Source organism: Variovorax flavidus (genome assembly GCF_030317145.1).
Classification (GTDB): Bacteria; Pseudomonadota; Gammaproteobacteria; order Burkholderiales; family Burkholderiaceae_C; genus Variovorax; species Variovorax flavidus.
Genome location: NZ_JASZYE010000005.1, coordinates 226,515 through 243,277 on the forward strand (window position 1 = coordinate 226,515; position 16,763 = coordinate 243,277).

Genomic DNA, 16,763 nt, shown 5'->3' on the forward strand with positions numbered 1-16,763 from the left:
CACCCTCACGATCCCGGAGACAAGTCGAAATGCCTTCTTCCACCCCCAAGACCGGCGCGCTGCCCCAGCTTTCGCCGCGCGACTGGCCCAGCCATCCCTCATATATCTATACGGGCTACCGCTCGACGGCCAAGCGCGGCCCGACGCAGCCTCTGATTCCGCTCAAGGCCTCGCTGGGCGAACTGCGCCAGCCGGTCTATGGCCACAGCAGCATCGGCGAGTTCGACCATGACCTCACGCGCAACGCGCGCCGCAACGGCGAGCCGCTGGGCGAACGCATGATCCTGACCGGCCAGGTGCTGGACGAGCGCCGCCGCCCCGTGCGCAACACGCTGGTCGAGATCTGGCAGGCCAATGCCGCGGGCCGCTACGTGCACAAGGTCGACCAGCACGACGCACCGCTCGACCCCAACTTCCTCGGCGCCGGCCGCTGCCTGACCGACAACGAAGGCCGCTACCGCTTCCTGACCATCAAGCCGGGCGCGTACCCGTGGGGCAACCACCCCAACGCCTGGCGTCCGCAGCACATCCATCTTTCGCTGTTCGGCGAGCATTTCGGCAGCCGGTTGGTGACGCAGATGTACTTCCCGGGCGACCCGCTCCTGCAATACGACCCGATGGTCACCGGCACCCCCGAGAAGACGCGCAACCGCCTGATCTCGGACTTCAGCATGGACGTGACGGAAGACGGCTACGCGCTCGGCTACGTGTTCGACATCGTGCTGCGCGGCGCCGACGAGACGCCTTTCGAAACCCGCTGAGGAGACACCGAATCATGATGAGCGCACTCGAAACCAACTTTGGCCAGACCCCTTCGCAAACGGTCGGCCCCTACTTCGCCTACGGCCTCACCGCCACCCAGTACGGCTATGACTTCGACCAGCCCTTCGATGCGCACGTCGCGCTCGACGGCGCGCGCGGCGAGCGCATCCGGCTCGAAGGCCGCGTGATCGACGGCGACGGCAATCCGATCAACGACGCGCTGGTCGAGATCAGCCAGCCCGACGGCACCGGCGAATACCCGCAATCGGTCGACGTTGCCCGCGAGATCGGCTTTCGCGCCTTCGGCCGCGTAGGCACGGGCACCGATGCACAGAACCGCTTCGTGTTCCACACCGTCAAGCCCGGTGCGGAGACATCCGGCGAAGCGCCGCACATCAACGTGATCGTGCTGATGCGCGGCATGCTGTTGCACGCCTTCACGCGCATCTACTTCAGCGACGAGGCTGAGGCGAACGGCAAGGACGCGGTGCTGAACAGCGTGCCGTCCGAGCGCCGCAACACGCTGATCGCCAAGCGCAGCGAATCCGGCGGCGCGGTGACCTACCGCTTCGACATCCACATGCAAGGTCCTGCAGAGACGGTGTTCTTCGACGTCTGAGCACATCGCAAAAGGCCGTCCCCAGCGGCCGGCCAGAAACGACAAAGCCCGCTTGCAGCGGGCTTTGTCGTTGTGGGCCTCAGGGGCTCGGATTACTTGGGATCGTGGATGAGCGATTCCGGCACCGTCTTCAGTTCGCCGGGCAACGAGCTGATGTAGCTGGCGAGTTCCTTGATTTCGGGGTTGGTGTACTTCTTGGCCTGTCCGCTCATCACGCCGTTGGAGCGGCCGAGCTGGTGCTGGTTCTGCACCTTGTACGACTTGAGCGCGACGTAGAGGTAGTCGGCATGCTGGCCCGCGAGCTTCGGCACCGTGCCGTCGTTCGGCGTATTGAAGTTGGCGCCGTGGCACTTGGTGCAGGCGTTGTCCTTGTCGCGTGCAATGAGGGCCTGCACACGTTCGCTCGGGTGGCTGGCGACGGTCAGCGGCGGCGCGCCGCCTTCCTTCACGCCGAGCTGGCTGTAGTAGGCGGCGAGGTCGGCGATGTCCTGCTCGCTCAGCGTGTCGGCGATGGCGCGCATCGTCGGATGCTTGCGCTCGCCGCCCTTGTACTGCGTGAGGGCCGAGGAGATGTATGTCGCGCTCTGGCCCGCGATCATCGGGACCTTGTGGATCTCGGGGAAGCTGGCCTGGTAGCCGATGATGCCGTGGCAACCCACGCACATCGCCGTCTTCTTCGCTCCGGCTTCAGCATTGCCCGTGATCTTCTGGGCCTGTGCCGAGACCGTCACGCAAGCGACAGCAAGGGCAAACATCGTGGTCAACAACTTGTTCATTTTGCGCGCACAATCTCGTGGAGAAACAGGTTTCAAATCGACATTTGATTATATGGGGGCTCCCCGCAGCCTCCATGGGCGAGGCAGTCGGAACGCTCAGCAACGCTGATCAATGTTGTGTTCTTTCAACCACCCTGCACTACGCCATCCATGAAATTCAAGGGTTCAGACAACTACGTCGCCACTCAGGATCTGATGCTCGCGGTCAATGCCGCCATCACGCTCAAACGACCGCTGCTCGTCAAGGGCGAGCCCGGCACCGGCAAGACGATGCTCGCGGAAGAAGTGGCTCAGGCGCTCGAGTTGCCGCTGCTGCAGTGGCACATCAAGTCGACCACGAAGGCCCAGCAGGGTCTCTATGAATATGACGCGGTGAGCCGCCTGCGCGACTCGCAGCTCGGCGACGAGCGCGTGAAGGACATCCACAACTACATCGTGAAGGGCGTGCTGTGGCAGGCCTTCACCGCCGACGAGCCGGTGGCGCTGCTCATCGACGAGATCGACAAGGCCGACATCGAATTCCCGAACGATCTCTTGCGCGAGATCGACCGCATGGAGTTCTACTGCTACGAGACGCGCGAGCTGATCCGCGCCAAGCACCGGCCGGTGGTGTTCATCACCTCCAACAACGAGAAGGAACTGCCCGACGCCTTCCTGCGCCGCTGCTTCTTCCACTACATCAAGTTCCCCGATGCGGAAACGATGAAGAGCATCGTGGCGGTGCACTTCCCCGGCCTGAAGCAGGAACTGCTGACGTCGGCGATGAAGACCTTCTACGACGTGCGCAACCTGCCCGGCCTGAAGAAGAAGCCGTCGACCTCCGAGCTGCTCGACTGGCTCAAGCTGCTGGTCGCCGAGGACATTCCGCTCGAAGCACTGCAGAGCAAGGACGACAAGGTCGCGGTGCCGCCGCTGGTCGGCGCGCTGCTCAAGAACGAGCAGGACGTGACCTTGTTCGAAAAGCTCGTCTTCATGCAACGCAACAACCGATGAGCGAAGGCCGCCATCCCCCCCGCCAGTTGCTGCTGCTTGGCGTGGCACAGGCGGTGCTGTTCGTCGCCGGCGCGTTGCTGGGCCGCTGGCTCGGCCTCGCGCTCGGCTTCGACGCTTTCGGGCCCGGCGGCTACAGCAACGGTGCCATCGCCGGCATCCTGCTGATCGGCTTGGGCGGCGGTGGCGGCGTGCAGTTCGCACGCGCCTGGTACACACGCAAGTACGGTTCTCCGAGGAGTTGAGGATGGCATTCGTCGAGCCTGTCACGCTCAGGTCGCGCGGCATCTCGCTGGTCCCGCTGACGCTGGATCACGAGGAAGGGCTGCGCGACGCCGCAGCCGATGGCGAGTTGTGGAACATTCGCGTGACCTCGGTGCCCGAGCCGCAGCAGACGCGTGGCTACATCGAGAGCGCGCTCCAGATGCGCGAGGCCGGCAACCGCTTCGCCTTCGCGGTGACCGACGAGGCCAGCGGCGAGGTGCTCGGCACCACGAGCTTCCACGACATCCTGCCCGCAGTGAAGCGCGTCGAGATCGGCTACACCTGGTACGCCCAGCGCTGCCAGCGCACGCACGTCAACACCACCTGCAAGCTGCTGATGCTCACGCACGCCTTCGATACGCTGGACTGCCACGTGGTGGGCTGGCGCACCGACAACTTCAATCACGCGTCGCAGCGCGCCATCGAGCGCCTCGGCGCCCGCAAGGACGGCGTGATCCGCGGCCATGCGCTGCGCCGCGACGGCACCATCCGCGACACCGTGATGTACAGCCTGCGCTCGGGCGAGTGGCCCGAGGTGCGCGCCCAATTGATGTACCTGCTGGACAAACCCCGCACGAACCCTTCGCCCCGGGAGTGATTCGCCATGCTGATCGACTTCTTCTACACCCTGCGTTCCGCGAAGCTGCCGGTATCGGTCAAGGAATACCTGACCCTGCTCGAAGCCTTGCAGGCCGACGTCGTCGGCCCCAACTCCGACGGCGCCTTCGGACTCGACGACTTCTATTACCTGTCGCGCACCGCGCTGGTGAAGGACGAGAAGCACTACGACAAGTTCGACCGCGCCTTTGCCGCCTACTTCAAGGGCGTCGAGATGCTGGCCGACTTCACCAAGGAAGTGCCGCTCGACTGGCTGCGCAAGACCCTGGAGCGTGAGTTCACCGCCGAGGAAAAGGCCAAGATCGAGAAGATGGGCTGGGACGAGCTCATGGAAACGCTGAAGAAGCGCTTCGAGGAGCAGAAGGAGCGGCACGAGGGCGGCAACAAGTGGATCGGCACGGGCGGCACCTCGCCCTTCGGCCATGGCGGCTACAACCCGCAGGGCGTGCGCATCGGCGGCGCCGGCAAGAACAAGAGCGCGGTCAAGGTCTGGGACCAGCGGGCCTACAAGGACTACGACGACAGCCAGGAACTCGGCACCCGCAACATCAAGATCGCGCTGCGGCGCCTGCGCAAGTTCGCGCGCGAAGGGCACGAGGAAGAGCTGGACCTCGACGACACCATCCGGTCGACTGCGGCCAACGCCGGCTACCTCGACATCAAGATGGTGCCGGAGCGGCACAACAACGTGAAGGTGCTGCTGCTGATGGACGTCGGCGGCACGATGGACGAGCACATCCAGCGCGTCGAGGAGCTGTTCTCGGCCGTCAAGACGGAGTTCAAGCACCTGGAGTTCTATTACTTCCACAACTGCGTCTACGACTTCATGTGGAAGAACAACCGCCGGCGCTACTCCGAGAAGTTCGCGACCTGGGACATCATTCGCAAGTACAACAAGGACTACAAGCTGATCTTCGTCGGCGACGCGACGATGAGCCCCTACGAGATCCTGCAGCCGGGCGGCAGCGTCGAATACAACAACGAGGAAGCCGGCGCCGAGTGGATCCAGCGCCTCACGCACGCCTTCCCGAAGTTCGCCTGGATCAACCCCGAGCCCCAGGGCGTCTGGCAGTACCGCCAGAGCATTGCCGTGATGCAGCAACTCGTGTCGCACCGCATGTATCCGCTCACGCTCCGGGGGCTGGAGGATGCGATGCGCTTGCTCTCCAAGTAGCAGGGCCGCGTAGGCCTTTCTCATCACAAGAGTGGGGAATATTCCTTACAAATCGATGTAATCCACAAAAGTTTGTCACACGGCGCTTTTTTCCCATTACAGTTAACACTTAAGGATTCATAAGAAGTACGTTCAACCTGAATCCCCGAGGAGGTGTCGCCGTGTCTGCCCTGCTGTCCTTCCCGATAGAGCCCCCGGTTCGCGAGCAACCGGTCCCGGCGGATTCGAGCCGCTCGCCCTTCAAGACCCCCCCAGACTTCCTCAGCATCCGTGGCGTGCGGCTGCCCATTGACGAACTGGTCGACAAGTCGCTCTTCGTTCCCGAATACCGCCAGCGCCTGCGGCACCGGCTGCTCGATGCCAGTCCGTTTCCCCATCTGGTGCTCGAAGGCATCTTTCATCCGGCGCTGCTGGAACTGGTCGCCGAGGAATTCGACATGCTTCCCGCTTCCGGCTGGGCGGAGGTCAGGAGCAAGTACGAATCCACGCGCCGCTCGGTCCTCGGCGTGTCGCTGGGCCCGGCAACCCAGCTTTACTTCAACATCGTCAATTCGGGCTGGTTCACCGAGTGGCTGTCCTGCGTCACGGACGTGCCCTACCTGCTGCCGGACCCCAAGCTCTTCGGCGGCGGGCTGCACGAGAGCCGCAACGGAGCGACCTTCGCGGTACATCGCGACTTCAACCGGCACCGTCACCTGGGGCTGAAGAACGAAATGGTCTTCATCACCTACCTGAACAAGGGGTGGGATCCGGAATGGGGTTCGGCGCTCGAACTGTGGGACAAGAAGGTCAACCATTGCGTGACCAGCATCCAGCCGGAGTTCGGCCGGACCATCCTGATGCCGCACGGCCCCGCCAGCTATCACGGACACACCAAGCCGCTGCAAACGCCTGACGGCCGCCCTCGCCGCTCGGTGGCGGCGTACTACTACACCAGCCCGCTCGCCGGAAAGCAGCATGGCGACGAGTCGGCGTCGGTGTTCATGCGGCCTGCGCGGGTCGATCAGGTCAAGACCTTCGCCCGCATGATCGTGCCGCCGGTGATCTGGGCACTGGGCCGAAGGATCACCGGGCGCTGAGAGCGCCGGGACCGCTCACGCGGTCGGAGGATGGAGGCGGGTCTGTCAAAATGCCCGCATGCTTGGGTTGGTCCCTCTTCTCACGCCGGCTTGGATGCCGGCGTTGTTATTTGCAGGCATCCTTCTTCTGCAGGGTTGCAGTCTGCTGCCTTCGAAGGAAAGCGCCGAGACGGACACCACCACGAGCCCGGTGTCCGGGGAGACCCGCGAGTCCAAGGGCGGCGAAGCGTTCACCGTCGACGTGCAGGCGCCCGATTCGGTACGCGAGTACCTCGAGCGCAATCTCGAAATCCAGCGCTACCGCCAGCTCGACGACCTCGGCGCCATCGAGTTGTCGCGACTCATGGTCGCGGCCGAGGCCAACGCACGCGAACTGCTCAACACCGTCGGCTACTTCACACCCACCCTCACGCTCGAACTGCGGGAAACGCCCGGCGCGAAGGCCCCGCGTGAAGTGAGGATCACCGTCGTGCCCGGCGAGCTCACGCGCGTGAGCAACGTGCAGATCGACTTCAGCGGGCCCATCGCGGAGGACAAGGAGTCCGAGCCGCGGCGCGACGCAATCCGCGTCGATTGGCCGATGCGTGCCGGCCAGCCCTTCAACCAGCAGGCCTGGGACAACGCCAAGACCGCCGCCCAGCGCAACCTGACCGCCCGGCGCTACGCCACCGGCAGCATTCTCACCAGCCGCGCCGAGATCGACGCCGATCGCAGCGAGGCGAAGCTCGGCATCACGCTCGATTCCGGCCCGGCCTACCGCTTCGGCCCGCTGGTGGTGCAAGGCAACGAGCGCTTCGACGCGGACAGCGTGCGCCGGCTCGCGCGCGTTCCCTTCGGCTCCGACTACGACCGGCAGCAGCTGCTCGATGCCCAGCAGCGGCTGGCGGGCAGCGGCTACTTCGAGTCGGTGTTCCTCACGCTCGACACGCACGGCACCGACCCGCTGGCGGCGCCCGTCATCGCCCAGGTGCGCGAGGCCCCGCTCCAGAAGGTCGTGGCCGGCGTGGGCTTCACCACCGACAGCGGCGTGCGCTTTTCGCTGGACCACATCCACAACAGCATGCCAATCCTGGGCTGGCGCGCGGTGTCCGGCCTCTACTTCGACCGGGACAAGCAAACGATCGGCACGGAGTGGAGCGCGATCCCCGGCGACAACGGCTGGCGTTCGTTCGGGTCGGCGCAGCTCAAGAGCGAGGTCTCGGGCAGCTACACGGTCGACAGCGGACGCCTGCGCGGCGGACGCAGCCAGGCCAGCGACCACATCGACCGCAGCTACTTCCTGCAGTACGACTATGCGCAGAACCACGGTTTCGATCCGCCGCCCTCCGCGTCGGCGCTGAGCCTCAACTGGGGCTGGACCGGGCGCTACTTCGACAACGCCGCAGCGCCGACCCGCGGCCAGGGCGTCTCGCTGGAACTCGGCGCGGGGTACACGCTGACCGGCGAGCGCGCCCCATTCACTCGCACCTACATACGCTGGGTCGGCTTCGTTCCCTTCGGCACGGTGGAAAGCGCAGACCGGTCGCAGGCGCGCAGCGGCCGTATCCAGCTGCGCAGCGAACTCGGTGCGGTGGTCGCGAGCGACACCGCGCAGATCCCGACCACGCTGGGCTTCCTCACGGGCGGCGACACCACGGTTCGCGGCTACGGCTATCGGTCCATCGGCGCGGTCCGGCCCGACGGCACGGTCATCGCCGGCCGCTACCTCGGCGTCGCCAGCATCGAATGGCAGCGCCCCTTCGTCTACCAGGGAAAGATGACCGACTGGGAAAGCACGGTCTTCATCGACGCGGGCGCGGTAGCGGACCATCCCAACGAACTCGAAACCAAGGTGGGCGTGGGCGTCGGTGCGCGCTGGCGCAGCCCCATCGGGCCGGTGCAGATCGATGTCGCCTACGGCATCGACGTACAGAAGTTCAGGCTGCACCTGCGGCTGGGCTTCACCTTCTGAACCCATGACGACCGACACCGCCACCGAGCCCACGCCCGCCCCCGCACCACCGGTGCGCCGATCGTTCGGCCGTCGGGCGTTGCGGGCGTTCGCGTGGGGAGTGACAGGGCTGGTGGTGCTGGTGCTTGCGCTCGCGGCGGGCGCCTGGTGGTGGCTGGGCACGAACGAATCGCTGGCCTTCGCCCTCGCGCGCACCGCGCGCTACCTGCCGGCCAGCCAGACGCTGGAAAGCCGCGACGTCACCGGCTCGCTGCGCGCAGGCGGACGCATCGGCTGGCTGCGATGGGAAAGCGAAAGCCTCGCGGTCGAGGTGACGGACGCGCGGATCGGCTGGCGGCTGGCGCCGCTGCTGCGGCGAAGGGTCGAACTCGGCGAAGTGCATGCGGGCCAGGTGCTGATCGAACAGCGCGGCCAGCGCGAGGCGAAGCCGGTCGAGCCGCTGCAGCAGATCGTGCTGCCGGTGGAGATCGAGATCCCGTTTCGCATCGACGACCTGCGCTGGGCCGGTCCGCCGGCGCTCCAGGCCACGATGCTCGCCGGCAGCTATCGCTATGCCGACTCGCACCATCTGCTCGACATCGAGGGCGTGGACATCGCCGACGGCCATTACGGCGCGAAGCTCAAGCTGCAGGGCCCGGCGCCGATGGCGATCGAGGCGTCGATGAACGGCCGTGTGCGCGCCACGCTCGCGAAGGATCGCAACATCCACGTGCTGGCCGAAGCCAGCGTGAAGGGCAACCTGGCCGGCGCCGACGCCCGCATCGCCGTCGACGCACACCTGCAGCCCGTCGAGCAAAGCGCGGAACCGCCGATGCGTGCGCAATTGCAGGGAAACATCGCGCCCTGGCAACCGCAGCCGGTGATCGACGCCAAGGCCGAACTCGAAAACGTCGACCTGGCCCGCCTCTGGCCCGAGGCGCCGGCCACCCAGCTCACCGGCGAGATCGAGGCCGGCCCCGACGCCACGGTCGGCACGCAGGGCTGGAAGGCCAGCGCCGACATCCGCAATGCGCTGCCCGGCCCCTGGGACACCGGCAAGCTGCCGGTCGAACAGGTCGAGGCGAACGCCACTTTCGACGGCACGAACTGGACGCTGCCCGGGGCCACCGTGCACCTCGGCGGCGGACGCATCGAGGCCGAAGGCAACTGGAGCCCCGCTCCGGCCCCCTGGCAGGCGCGCGCCACCGTGCGCAGCGTGCAGCTCGGCGCGCTGCATACGCAGCTTGCGGGCGCTCCGGTGACGGGCACCGTCAAGGCCGACCAGCAAGGCGAGGCGCTGCGCTTCGATGTCGCGCTCCGGGCCGAGGGCGGCGCAGGCAGCCGGGATTCGCACGGCCTGCGGCTCGAACGCGCCCAGGCCCAGGGCCAGTGGAAGGACAAGGTGCTGGACCTGCGCACCCTGCGCATCGAAGCCCAGCGCGCCAGCCTCGACGGACGGCTGCAAGTGCTCGTGGACGAGCAGGCCGGCAACGGCAACCTGAACCTCGTCGTGCCGGGCGGCACCGTGCAGGTCCAGGGGCGCATCGCGCCCGCCACCGGCAACGGGCAGATCAGGGCCCAGGTCGATGACGCCGGTGCGATGCAGGCATGGATCGAGGCGCTGCCCGAACTGAACAACCCCTTCGGAGGCGCCACCGTGAAGGGCAATGCCCGGCTCGACGCGACGTGGCAAGGCGGATGGCAGGCCGTGCAGCGCCGCCTCCAGAACGCGAACGAGCCGCCCGCGCGCGGCGCCGCCGAGCCGACGCTGCAAGCGACGTTGACGGTGCCGAAACTGGACCTGCGGCTGGCGCCAGCCACCGCCGCCGAGAGCGCCACCGCCATCGCCTTCAACGGCGTCCGCGCGGAGCTGTCGGGCGGCCTGGCGCAGGCCACGCTGGCGCTGAAGGGCGAAGCGACGAGCGGCACCCAAAAGATCACGCTCGACACCCGCGCCAGCGGCGGCATCGAGCGCGAGAACCAGTGGCGCGCCGCGCTCGCCAGCTTGCATCTGCAGGCACAAGACAGCACGCGACCCGGCCCATGGACCGTGGAGCTGAGCCGCGCCGTCAGCGCGAAGATCCGCAACGTCCCGGGCGCCCATCCGCGGCTCGAAGTCGAAGCTTCCGCCGCGGCCGCCACGCTGCGCGGCCCCCTGCCCGGCACGGTGCAGATCGACTGGGACCCGCTGCGCTTCAGCCGCAGCGGCACGGCGCCCAACCTCGCCTTCCGCCTCCAGTCCAAGGGACGGATGCAGGGTCTGCCCATGGCATGGGCCGAAGCCATGGGCGAAGGCAACGCGCTCGCCCAGGTCGGCTTCAGCGGCGACCTCGTGTTCGACGGCGACTGGGACATCGACGCCGGCGACACCCTGCGCGCCCGCGCCCGGCTCATCCGCAAGAGCGGCGACCTCCGCGTGCAGGCGGGCGAGGCCGCGCTGGTCACGCGCATCACCAGCCACGGCACCGGTACCGCGAGCGAAATCACCATGGACGCGGCCGGCCCCGGCGCGAGCACGCCCGCGGGCTTGCGCCAGGCCGAGCTGACGGTCGGCGCCGAAGGCGACACGGTGCGCGCCAACCTCGCCTGGGACAGCGAACGCGCCGGCCAAATCCGCATCGAGGCCAGCACGCGCATGCAACAGCGCCAGGGCGGCTGGCAATGGGCGGCCGATGCGCCGCTGGCAGGCCGCGTCACCGCCCGCATGCCCAACCTGGGCGTCTGGTCCATGCTCGCGCCGCCCGGCTGGCGAGTCGGCGGCACGCTGCAGACCGACGCCACGCTGTCGGGCAGCCGCACCGATCCGCGCTGGAGCGGCACGCTGGAGGCCGACCAGCTCGCAGTGCGCGCGCTGGTCGAAGGGCTGGACCTTCGCGACGGGCGCCTGCGAGCGAAGCTCGAAGGCAACCACGTCGAGATCACCGAATTCACCCTCAAGGGCGGGGCCGGCAGCCAGACCCGCATTGCGGGCCAGAGCGGCAACCTGAGCACCGCCGCCAGCGAGGCATCGCGCGACGGCGGCACGCTGTCGGCGCGCGGCGATCTTTCCTGGGGCCCGGCGCCGGCCGCCGGCGCCGGCAGCGGCAGCGGCATCCGCATGTCCCTGCAGGCCCAGCTTCGCGCATTGCGCGTGCTGGTGCGGGCCGACCGCCAGGTCACCCTCTCGGGCGACGTGCAGGCGCGGCTCGAAAGCGGCCAGTTCACCGTGCGCGGCGACCTCAAGACCGATCGCGCCGTCATCATCCTGCCCGAGCAGACCGCCCCCAGCCTCGGCAGCGACGTGGTGGTGCGTTCGGCCGCCATCGACCGCGAGGCCGCGGAAGAGGCAGAGCGCCGGGCGGCCGCCAACCAGGCGGAGGTGGCCAAGGCGCAGACCGCGAAACCGCCCGACATCGCCGTCAACTTCGACCTCGGCAACGACTTCGCCGTGCAGGGACGCGGCGTCACCACGCGGCTCGCGGGCAAGCTCGACATCCGCAGCACCGCGCTGAATGCGCCGCCGCGCATCACCGGCGAGGTGCGCACCGTCGCCGGCCAGTACCGCTCCTTCGGGCAGCAGCTAGTCATCGAGACCGGCGTTGCACGGTTCAACGGTCCCTTCGACAACCCGCAGCTCGACATCCTGGCGATCCGACCCAACATCACGCAGCGGGCCGGCGTCGCCATCACCGGCACCGCGCAATCGCCACGCGTGCGCCTGTATTCGTCGCCGCAGCTCTCCGACCAGGAAACACTCTCGTGGCTCATGCTGGGCCGGGCATCGGCCACCAGCGGCGGCGAATCGGTGATCCTGCAGCAGGCCGCACTGGCCCTGCTCGGAGGCCTCGGCAGCGGCAGCACGGGCGGCGGGCTTGCGAGCCGCTTCGGGCTCGACGAAATCGGCTTCAGGGGCCCGGGTGGCAGCGGCGAGGTGCGCGACTCCGCGGTAACCGTCGGCAAGCGCGTCGCGAGGGATTTCTACATCACGTATGAGCGCAGCCTGGCGGGCACATTGGGCACGTTGTTCATCTTCTACGACCTGACCCGCCGCCTCACGCTGCGCGCCCAGGCCGGCCAGCCCAGCGGCATCGACCTGATCTACACGATCCAGTTCAACTGAACTGGTAAAGTTGCGGCCGCTCTCGTCCTCGTAGTTCAATGGATAGAACGGGGTCCTCCTAAGACTCAGATACAGGTTCGATTCCTGTCGAGGGCACCAAAGACGGCGCATCAGGTAGCCCTCATAAAGCCCCAAGGCCCGCACGTTTCCCCGGCGTAGCGATCCGCCCTGGCAATGAAGCTGACTTTACGGATCGGGAAAATCGAGGTCGGTGGGGCCTGATGTGCGGATTACGGTGGGCGGATGAAAACCTATCCACTATCAAAATCCATCTTCCGCGCTCTCGGAGTGCGCCTTACCGACACCGACCCGGAGTTGTACCTGCATGAGTACTGCCTGTGGAATGGATCGACAAGGTTCATCGTTGGAGCGCGCGACCTGACCGACGTGAGGCGCGATGCTGATACCGGCTATCGAACAGCAGACGCGGCAATCAGCATGGCCGCCGCCGAGTTGAAGATGCTGGGCTGGTAGCCGATAGCAGCACCCTAGCCGCCCATCAGGTGGCCCTACAGCCGCCCGGCCTCCAGATCGGCGCGCAGCGCGTCATTGGCGCGCGTCTGCCAGCCAGGGCCCGTGGCCTTCAAAGCGGCCAGTACTTCTGCATCAAAGCGGATCGTGGTGGATACCTTCGTGCGCACCAATGGCGGCCGGCCACGGCGCGCAGTCTTCACCGCCGCCGCATATTCCTCCCGAGTCACTTCCCGCCCGCTCACGGTGGGCTTGGCGTCCCGGAAAAACTCATCCGTCAGTTCCGGAGCATCGTCCGGGTCAACCCAGCCGCTGGGCGTGCTTGGCAATTTCGCGGTCATTGGCATTCCTCATCGAGATAACGCGGCGGGCCTCGCCGCGAGGGGTCCAGACGACAACCACATGGCGGCCGTCCAGCAGACCGAAGCTCATGAAGCGGGCTTCCCCGTATTCCGCCCGGTCATCCTGCTGGGTCAGCACCGGGCCGGCAAAGACCTCCCCGCAGCGGGCGAAGTCCAGGCCGCGCTCCGCCAGTGTCTTGTCTCGCTTGGCGGTGTCGAACTGGATCAGCATGGATTTATTGTAGTAACAACAATGCCGAGGGGCAAGGAATTAACGTTACTACAGCAAAGCGCGGGGCCTTCCACTATCGATGTGGAGCACCCCGGCGGGCTACGCTTCCAGCGGCAATGGGGACACTTCAAAAACTGTTGGTACTTCCGTTGGTAGCTTCTGTTGGGCACGTCGCGACGATGAGGTGCAGCAATCCTCGCAAGCCACTTTTCGATTCCTGTCGAAGCACGCTCCCCTGCCGTGGCGGGTTTTCTTCATCCGGCTCGAGCTACTTCGCAACCTTGAGGATGCCGACGATCAGGGTGGCAATGATGTTCAACAAGCTCGCGCCCAGAAGCAGGTACATCTGCCAGCTTTTTGCTGTTGTCTCGCGTTCTTCGACGTGTGCTTTGCGCAAGCGCTCGATGTACTTCAGGCCCCAGTCGAGTTGATCCAGAGACGACTTCGGCGCCCCTTCCTCGATACGGAACTGGGATCTGAACACGTCGTCGACGGTGATGGCCGAAATGGCCTCTTTCCGTTTTGTTTCGTCCTCGATGTCGCTGATCCACCGCGGCAACCTCGTTCCTCCGCACATATCCTTTTTCCAGCGTTCCAGTCGAATGACGGTTGCTCCGAGTCGAAAGAGATCCACTCGGCTTTGCACGAGCTTCTTCACGTCTGTCGTGGACTCAAGGTTCAGCCTGTAGCGCAGCCCCTCGTAGGTGATGAGCGGGTTTTCGTCATTGCACGCGAATACCCAAACCGCCGACAGCACATCGAAACCGTCGGGCTTGAGGATATCCAACGAGATCTTGCGTTCCATGCGGGGGCCTCCAGTCGGTGAGGCTCGCCGGAGCTCACACCTGCAGCTTGAGCGTCTTGACATAGCCCTCGACAGAGGGGCCCCCTGAAGAAGACTGAAGGCCGACCGCTACTTCCTGGCCTTCTTTCCAGTTCCTTCTTCCGACGATGACCCGCTGGCCGAAACCTCGGGCTGCATGTCCGCGGAAGGCGCCGGCGGCTGATCCCCCGCAGCCCCCGAGATCATCGAGTCCGTGGGCATCGGCACACTCGCAGCGCCTCCGGACAGCGACGCCATCCCGACCGCTCCGCCCGAGAACGGCGTCGGAACATCCGCCGAAACAGCGCTACCACCGGAGAAGAGTTCGGGTGATGGCGCCAGAGTGGCCGTGTCGGCCCGAGCGGCCTGGCCGCCGGCATCCAGCGGCGTCGGGGCGGCGGTCGAGGACTGGTCCGCGCCGGATGCAGTGCCGGAGAAAACGGGAGTCGGCAGACCGCCGCCGGATGCGACGCTCGTGACACCTCCGCCGTCGCCGCCCGCCGCGTCGTTGTCGATCCTGATAGTGATTGTCTGAGCCATGGTGGATCTAGCCCCCGTCAATTCAGGTACAGCGTGTAGAGCTGCCCCGTCCCGTCGTCATAACTGCCCGACACCGTACGCCCGCTGGCCCTGGCGGCGCAGAGGATCATGAACATGTTGGTGGTCCCGTCGGTGCTGATCGGCTGCACCTTGCGATACGGCTGGGTCGAGATCAGGCCCCAGGCGTTCATCGTGTGGGGGCTGGTAAAGGTCTGGACGACCGCCAGGCTGGAAAAATTCACGTAGGCCATGGTTCAAGCTCCTTGGTGGATGTGGATGTGGACTGGGCTGGTGGCTTCGGTCAGTTGCAGTAAGCCTGGTGGACCTTCGATGCGTCGACGTAGACGGTCACCCTCCTGCCGTAGGCCTGCGCATCGACGAGCAGCGCGAACATGTTCGACACGCCGTCCGGCGTCAGTTCGTCGACCTTGCGCCAACCAAGATCCTGGATGTAGGCCCACGCGTTCTTGGAATGCGGGCTGGTAAAGGTCGACAGCACCGCCTTGTTGCTCTCCCATGTGATCGCGGCCGGCACCGTGAATGTCATGGTCGGCCCCGAGGCGGACACCGCGGTGATGTTCAACCCGGAGTTGCTGCCGTCCCACCACTTGCTGCTGGGACTCGTGCTGTCCGAGAACTGGGTCTTGGTCGGCGATGCATAGAGATCGTCGCTGTCGCCGGCGTTCGCCTGTTTCTCCATGTCGAAGCGAGCATCCGCCTGGATCAGCGAGCACTCGTAGTGCAAGGCCGACGTCATCTGCTGGTTGCTGTTGCTGCCTGCCTCGTCGACCTTCCAGATCGCCAGCCCGTCGTCCGGCAGGAAGACGTCCCGTCCGGCCTTCTGGCGGTTCTCGACGATGAAATATTCGGTCGCGCTCTTCGAGAAGACGTAGAAGTCGTTGTTGGCTGCGGACAGCGTCGCGCTGGTGCCCGGCGTCAGCGGAACGGCCTTGGTCGCCCATCCGGACTGGTTCTTCAGGTACGCGTTGATCTGGACCGGGTTCTTGTCGTTGCCCCCGTAGCACATGAGGCAGTAGTTGCCGATGCCGTAGGAGTCGCTCTGGTAGTCGTAGAGATCGGGATAGTCACAGATCATGTGGCCGTTCTCGTGGCAGAAGGTCCGCAGGGTCAGCTCACTGCCGATGTTCGTGATCTGATAGTCGAAGAGCTTCTTGCCTCCGCCTGCGTCGTATGCAGCGCTCAGGCTCCAGGAATGCGGCCACAGTCCCTCGGACCAGTTGTTGACCCTGGGGCCGGCGTAGAAGACGTTCAGCGCATAGACGAACCCGCCGCTGTCGCTCGTGAGCTGGCCGAAGTTGAAGCCCTGCGCCTTCAGCCAGTTCAGCGCCTCGATGATGAGTTCACGCGCCCGGGTGCCGAAGGCGATGGCCGGGTCGGTGTAGTAGGACCGATTGTTCGCCGCCGTGTAGTACTGGGTCACGGCATTCGTGTAGGTGAGTTTTCCGCGCGAGTTGTCGAAGAAGTAGTCGCGCACCGAACCGTTGTTCCCGAAGTCGCTGTAGCCGGGCTTGTTGCAGAAATCGGCGACCTGCGCCTGCGAGATCGTGTCGGCGACATCGGGAAAACGGATCAGGATGCAGAGCCCGACGTAGTTGCCGACGGTCACGGTCGATTGCGGCAAGCCCTCTGGGCCTGCCGTTGCCATCACCGATTGGAGGAGCGCTTTCTTTTGTGCGTGCCGCTGCCGCCAGCGCGACGTCTGCCCTCCCTGCAACGGCGACCGGAGAGCCGCCATCTGCGCGCCTTCCCGGCGGGCGCGGACGTGACGCGGCACGCCCACGTCCTGGGGTTCCGCCTTGCCGGCGACAGCGGAACTCGGCACCAGCCGGTTCTTGTCGTCGGAGAGCGTTGCGTAGGTGTAGAACCCGGTGTCGGGGTTCTTCACGACGGTATAGCCGTCGATCGTTTCGAACACGGCGTAGTACTGGTCGCCGTATCCCCTCACCTGCAGCGTGCTGCCGTCAGGGTTGGTGAAGGTGAAGACTTCTCCCTCAAAAGGCATGCTCATGAAACGTCTCCCTCTG

17 protein-coding genes and 1 tRNA gene are annotated in these 16,763 nt (G+C 65.9%); 11 read left to right on the plus strand and 7 right to left on the minus strand.

Annotated features, from left to right (window positions below; genetic code table 11):
- The first annotated feature begins 29 nt into the window (after window positions 1–29).
- Together pcaH and pcaG are read left to right on the plus strand one after the other, a co-directional pair.
- On the plus strand, window positions 30–761 hold the full coding sequence (gene pcaH, locus QTH90_RS22850) for a protocatechuate 3,4-dioxygenase subunit beta (protein WP_286666861.1): 732 nt from the start codon (window positions 30–32) through the stop codon (window positions 759–761).
- A gap of 11 nt (window positions 762–772) precedes the next feature.
- Window positions 773–1,381: a protocatechuate 3,4-dioxygenase subunit alpha gene (gene pcaG / locus QTH90_RS22855; RefSeq protein ID WP_286667011.1), complete on the plus strand. Its 609-nt coding sequence runs from the start codon at window positions 773–775 to the stop codon at window positions 1,379–1,381.
- 92 nt (window positions 1,382–1,473) lie between these two features.
- Here the strand turns inward: pcaG and QTH90_RS22860 are convergent, their stop codons facing one another.
- Window positions 1,474–2,157: a c-type cytochrome gene (locus QTH90_RS22860; protein WP_286666862.1), complete on the minus strand. Its 684-nt coding sequence runs from the start codon at window positions 2,155–2,157 to the stop codon at window positions 1,474–1,476.
- A gap of 150 nt (window positions 2,158–2,307) precedes the next feature.
- On the opposite strand from QTH90_RS22860, the gene QTH90_RS22865 reads away from it, so the two are divergent.
- The 9 genes from QTH90_RS22865 to QTH90_RS22905 all read left to right on the plus strand — a co-directional run bounded on the left by QTH90_RS22865 (window position 2,308) and on the right by QTH90_RS22905 (window position 12,785).
- Window positions 2,308–3,150, plus strand: a complete 843-nt coding sequence (locus QTH90_RS22865; RefSeq protein ID WP_286666863.1) for an AAA family ATPase — start codon at window positions 2,308–2,310, stop codon at window positions 3,148–3,150.
- Window positions 3,147–3,392 (plus strand): hypothetical protein, encoded by a 246-nt coding sequence (locus QTH90_RS22870; RefSeq protein WP_286567867.1) that lies wholly within the window; start codon window positions 3,147–3,149, stop codon window positions 3,390–3,392. The genes QTH90_RS22865 and QTH90_RS22870 overlap by 4 nt, the downstream gene beginning before the upstream one ends.
- Before the next feature lie 2 nt (window positions 3,393–3,394).
- Window positions 3,395–4,009, plus strand: a complete 615-nt coding sequence (locus QTH90_RS22875; RefSeq protein ID WP_286666864.1) for a GNAT family N-acetyltransferase — start codon at window positions 3,395–3,397, stop codon at window positions 4,007–4,009.
- Between the two features lie 6 nt (window positions 4,010–4,015).
- The gene (locus QTH90_RS22880; RefSeq protein WP_286666865.1) at window positions 4,016–5,203 is read left to right on the plus strand and encodes a vWA domain-containing protein; all 1,188 of its coding nucleotides are present in this window, start codon (window positions 4,016–4,018) and stop codon (window positions 5,201–5,203) included.
- A 161-nt stretch (window positions 5,204–5,364) separates the two neighbouring features.
- The gene (locus QTH90_RS22885; protein ID WP_286666866.1) at window positions 5,365–6,282 is read left to right on the plus strand and encodes a 2OG-Fe(II) oxygenase; all 918 of its coding nucleotides are present in this window, start codon (window positions 5,365–5,367) and stop codon (window positions 6,280–6,282) included.
- Between the two features lie 58 nt (window positions 6,283–6,340).
- Entirely contained in the window at window positions 6,341–8,233 is a 1,893-nt protein-coding gene (locus QTH90_RS22890; RefSeq protein ID WP_286666867.1) for an autotransporter assembly complex protein TamA, read from the plus strand.
- A 4-nt stretch (window positions 8,234–8,237) separates the two neighbouring features.
- A complete protein-coding gene (locus QTH90_RS22895) occupies window positions 8,238–12,311 on the plus strand; it encodes a translocation/assembly module TamB domain-containing protein (protein WP_286666868.1) in 4,074 nt (1,357 codons plus the stop codon).
- A gap of 24 nt (window positions 12,312–12,335) precedes the next feature.
- A tRNA-Arg gene (locus QTH90_RS22900) sits at window positions 12,336–12,410 on the plus strand.
- A gap of 144 nt (window positions 12,411–12,554) precedes the next feature.
- Window positions 12,555–12,785 (plus strand): hypothetical protein, encoded by a 231-nt coding sequence (locus QTH90_RS22905; RefSeq protein ID WP_286666869.1) that lies wholly within the window; start codon window positions 12,555–12,557, stop codon window positions 12,783–12,785.
- A gap of 35 nt (window positions 12,786–12,820) precedes the next feature.
- On the opposite strand, the gene QTH90_RS22910 is transcribed toward QTH90_RS22905, so the two are convergent.
- From QTH90_RS22910 to QTH90_RS22935, 6 genes are all read right to left on the minus strand, one after another.
- Window positions 12,821–13,123 carry a BrnA antitoxin family protein gene (locus tag QTH90_RS22910; protein WP_286666870.1) on the minus strand — a complete coding sequence of 101 codons (303 nt, stop codon included), beginning with the start codon at window positions 13,121–13,123 and terminating at the stop codon, window positions 12,821–12,823.
- Window positions 13,083–13,355, minus strand: coding sequence for a BrnT family toxin (locus QTH90_RS22915; protein WP_286666871.1), 273 nt, complete (start codon window positions 13,353–13,355; stop codon window positions 13,083–13,085). The genes QTH90_RS22910 and QTH90_RS22915 overlap by 41 nt, the downstream gene beginning before the upstream one ends.
- 268 nt (window positions 13,356–13,623) lie before the next feature.
- On the minus strand, window positions 13,624–14,160 hold the full coding sequence (locus QTH90_RS22920; protein ID WP_286666872.1) for a hypothetical protein: 537 nt from the start codon (window positions 14,158–14,160) through the stop codon (window positions 13,624–13,626).
- Window positions 14,161–14,268: 108 nt separating this feature from the next.
- Window positions 14,269–14,718 (minus strand): hypothetical protein, encoded by a 450-nt coding sequence (locus QTH90_RS22925; protein ID WP_286666874.1) that lies wholly within the window; start codon window positions 14,716–14,718, stop codon window positions 14,269–14,271.
- A gap of 17 nt (window positions 14,719–14,735) precedes the next feature.
- On the minus strand, window positions 14,736–14,969 hold the full coding sequence (locus QTH90_RS22930; protein WP_286666875.1) for a hypothetical protein: 234 nt from the start codon (window positions 14,967–14,969) through the stop codon (window positions 14,736–14,738).
- Between the two features lie 50 nt (window positions 14,970–15,019).
- Complete coding sequence (locus QTH90_RS22935; RefSeq protein ID WP_286666876.1) at window positions 15,020–16,747, minus strand: M6 family metalloprotease domain-containing protein; 1,728 nt, start codon at window positions 16,745–16,747, stop codon at window positions 15,020–15,022.
- Window positions 16,748–16,763: the final 16 nt, after the last annotated feature.

Coding starts and splice junctions, on each gene's coding strand:
- QTH90_RS22930 (WP_286666875.1), bottom strand. CDS start 14,969: ATGGCCTACGTGAATTTTTCCAGCCTGGCGGTCGTCCAGACCTTTACC.
- QTH90_RS22875 (WP_286666864.1), top strand. CDS start 3,395: ATGGCATTCGTCGAGCCTGTCACGCTCAGGTCGCGCGGCATCTCGCTG.
- QTH90_RS22910 (WP_286666870.1), bottom strand. CDS start 13,123: ATGACCGCGAAATTGCCAAGCACGCCCAGCGGCTGGGTTGACCCGGAC.
- QTH90_RS22895 (WP_286666868.1), top strand. CDS start 8,238: ATGACGACCGACACCGCCACCGAGCCCACGCCCGCCCCCGCACCACCG.
- QTH90_RS22905 (WP_286666869.1), top strand. CDS start 12,555: ATGAAAACCTATCCACTATCAAAATCCATCTTCCGCGCTCTCGGAGTG.
- QTH90_RS22880 (WP_286666865.1), top strand. CDS start 4,016: ATGCTGATCGACTTCTTCTACACCCTGCGTTCCGCGAAGCTGCCGGTA.
- QTH90_RS22935 (WP_286666876.1), bottom strand. CDS start 16,747: ATGAGCATGCCTTTTGAGGGAGAAGTCTTCACCTTCACCAACCCTGAC.
- QTH90_RS22925 (WP_286666874.1), bottom strand. CDS start 14,718: ATGGCTCAGACAATCACTATCAGGATCGACAACGACGCGGCGGGCGGC.
- QTH90_RS22915 (WP_286666871.1), bottom strand. CDS start 13,355: ATGCTGATCCAGTTCGACACCGCCAAGCGAGACAAGACACTGGCGGAG.
- QTH90_RS22865 (WP_286666863.1), top strand. CDS start 2,308: ATGAAATTCAAGGGTTCAGACAACTACGTCGCCACTCAGGATCTGATG.
- pcaH (WP_286666861.1), top strand. CDS start 30: ATGCCTTCTTCCACCCCCAAGACCGGCGCGCTGCCCCAGCTTTCGCCG.
- QTH90_RS22860 (WP_286666862.1), bottom strand. CDS start 2,157: ATGAACAAGTTGTTGACCACGATGTTTGCCCTTGCTGTCGCTTGCGTG.
- QTH90_RS22920 (WP_286666872.1), bottom strand. CDS start 14,160: ATGGAACGCAAGATCTCGTTGGATATCCTCAAGCCCGACGGTTTCGAT.
- QTH90_RS22890 (WP_286666867.1), top strand. CDS start 6,341: ATGCTTGGGTTGGTCCCTCTTCTCACGCCGGCTTGGATGCCGGCGTTG.
- QTH90_RS22870 (WP_286567867.1), top strand. CDS start 3,147: ATGAGCGAAGGCCGCCATCCCCCCCGCCAGTTGCTGCTGCTTGGCGTG.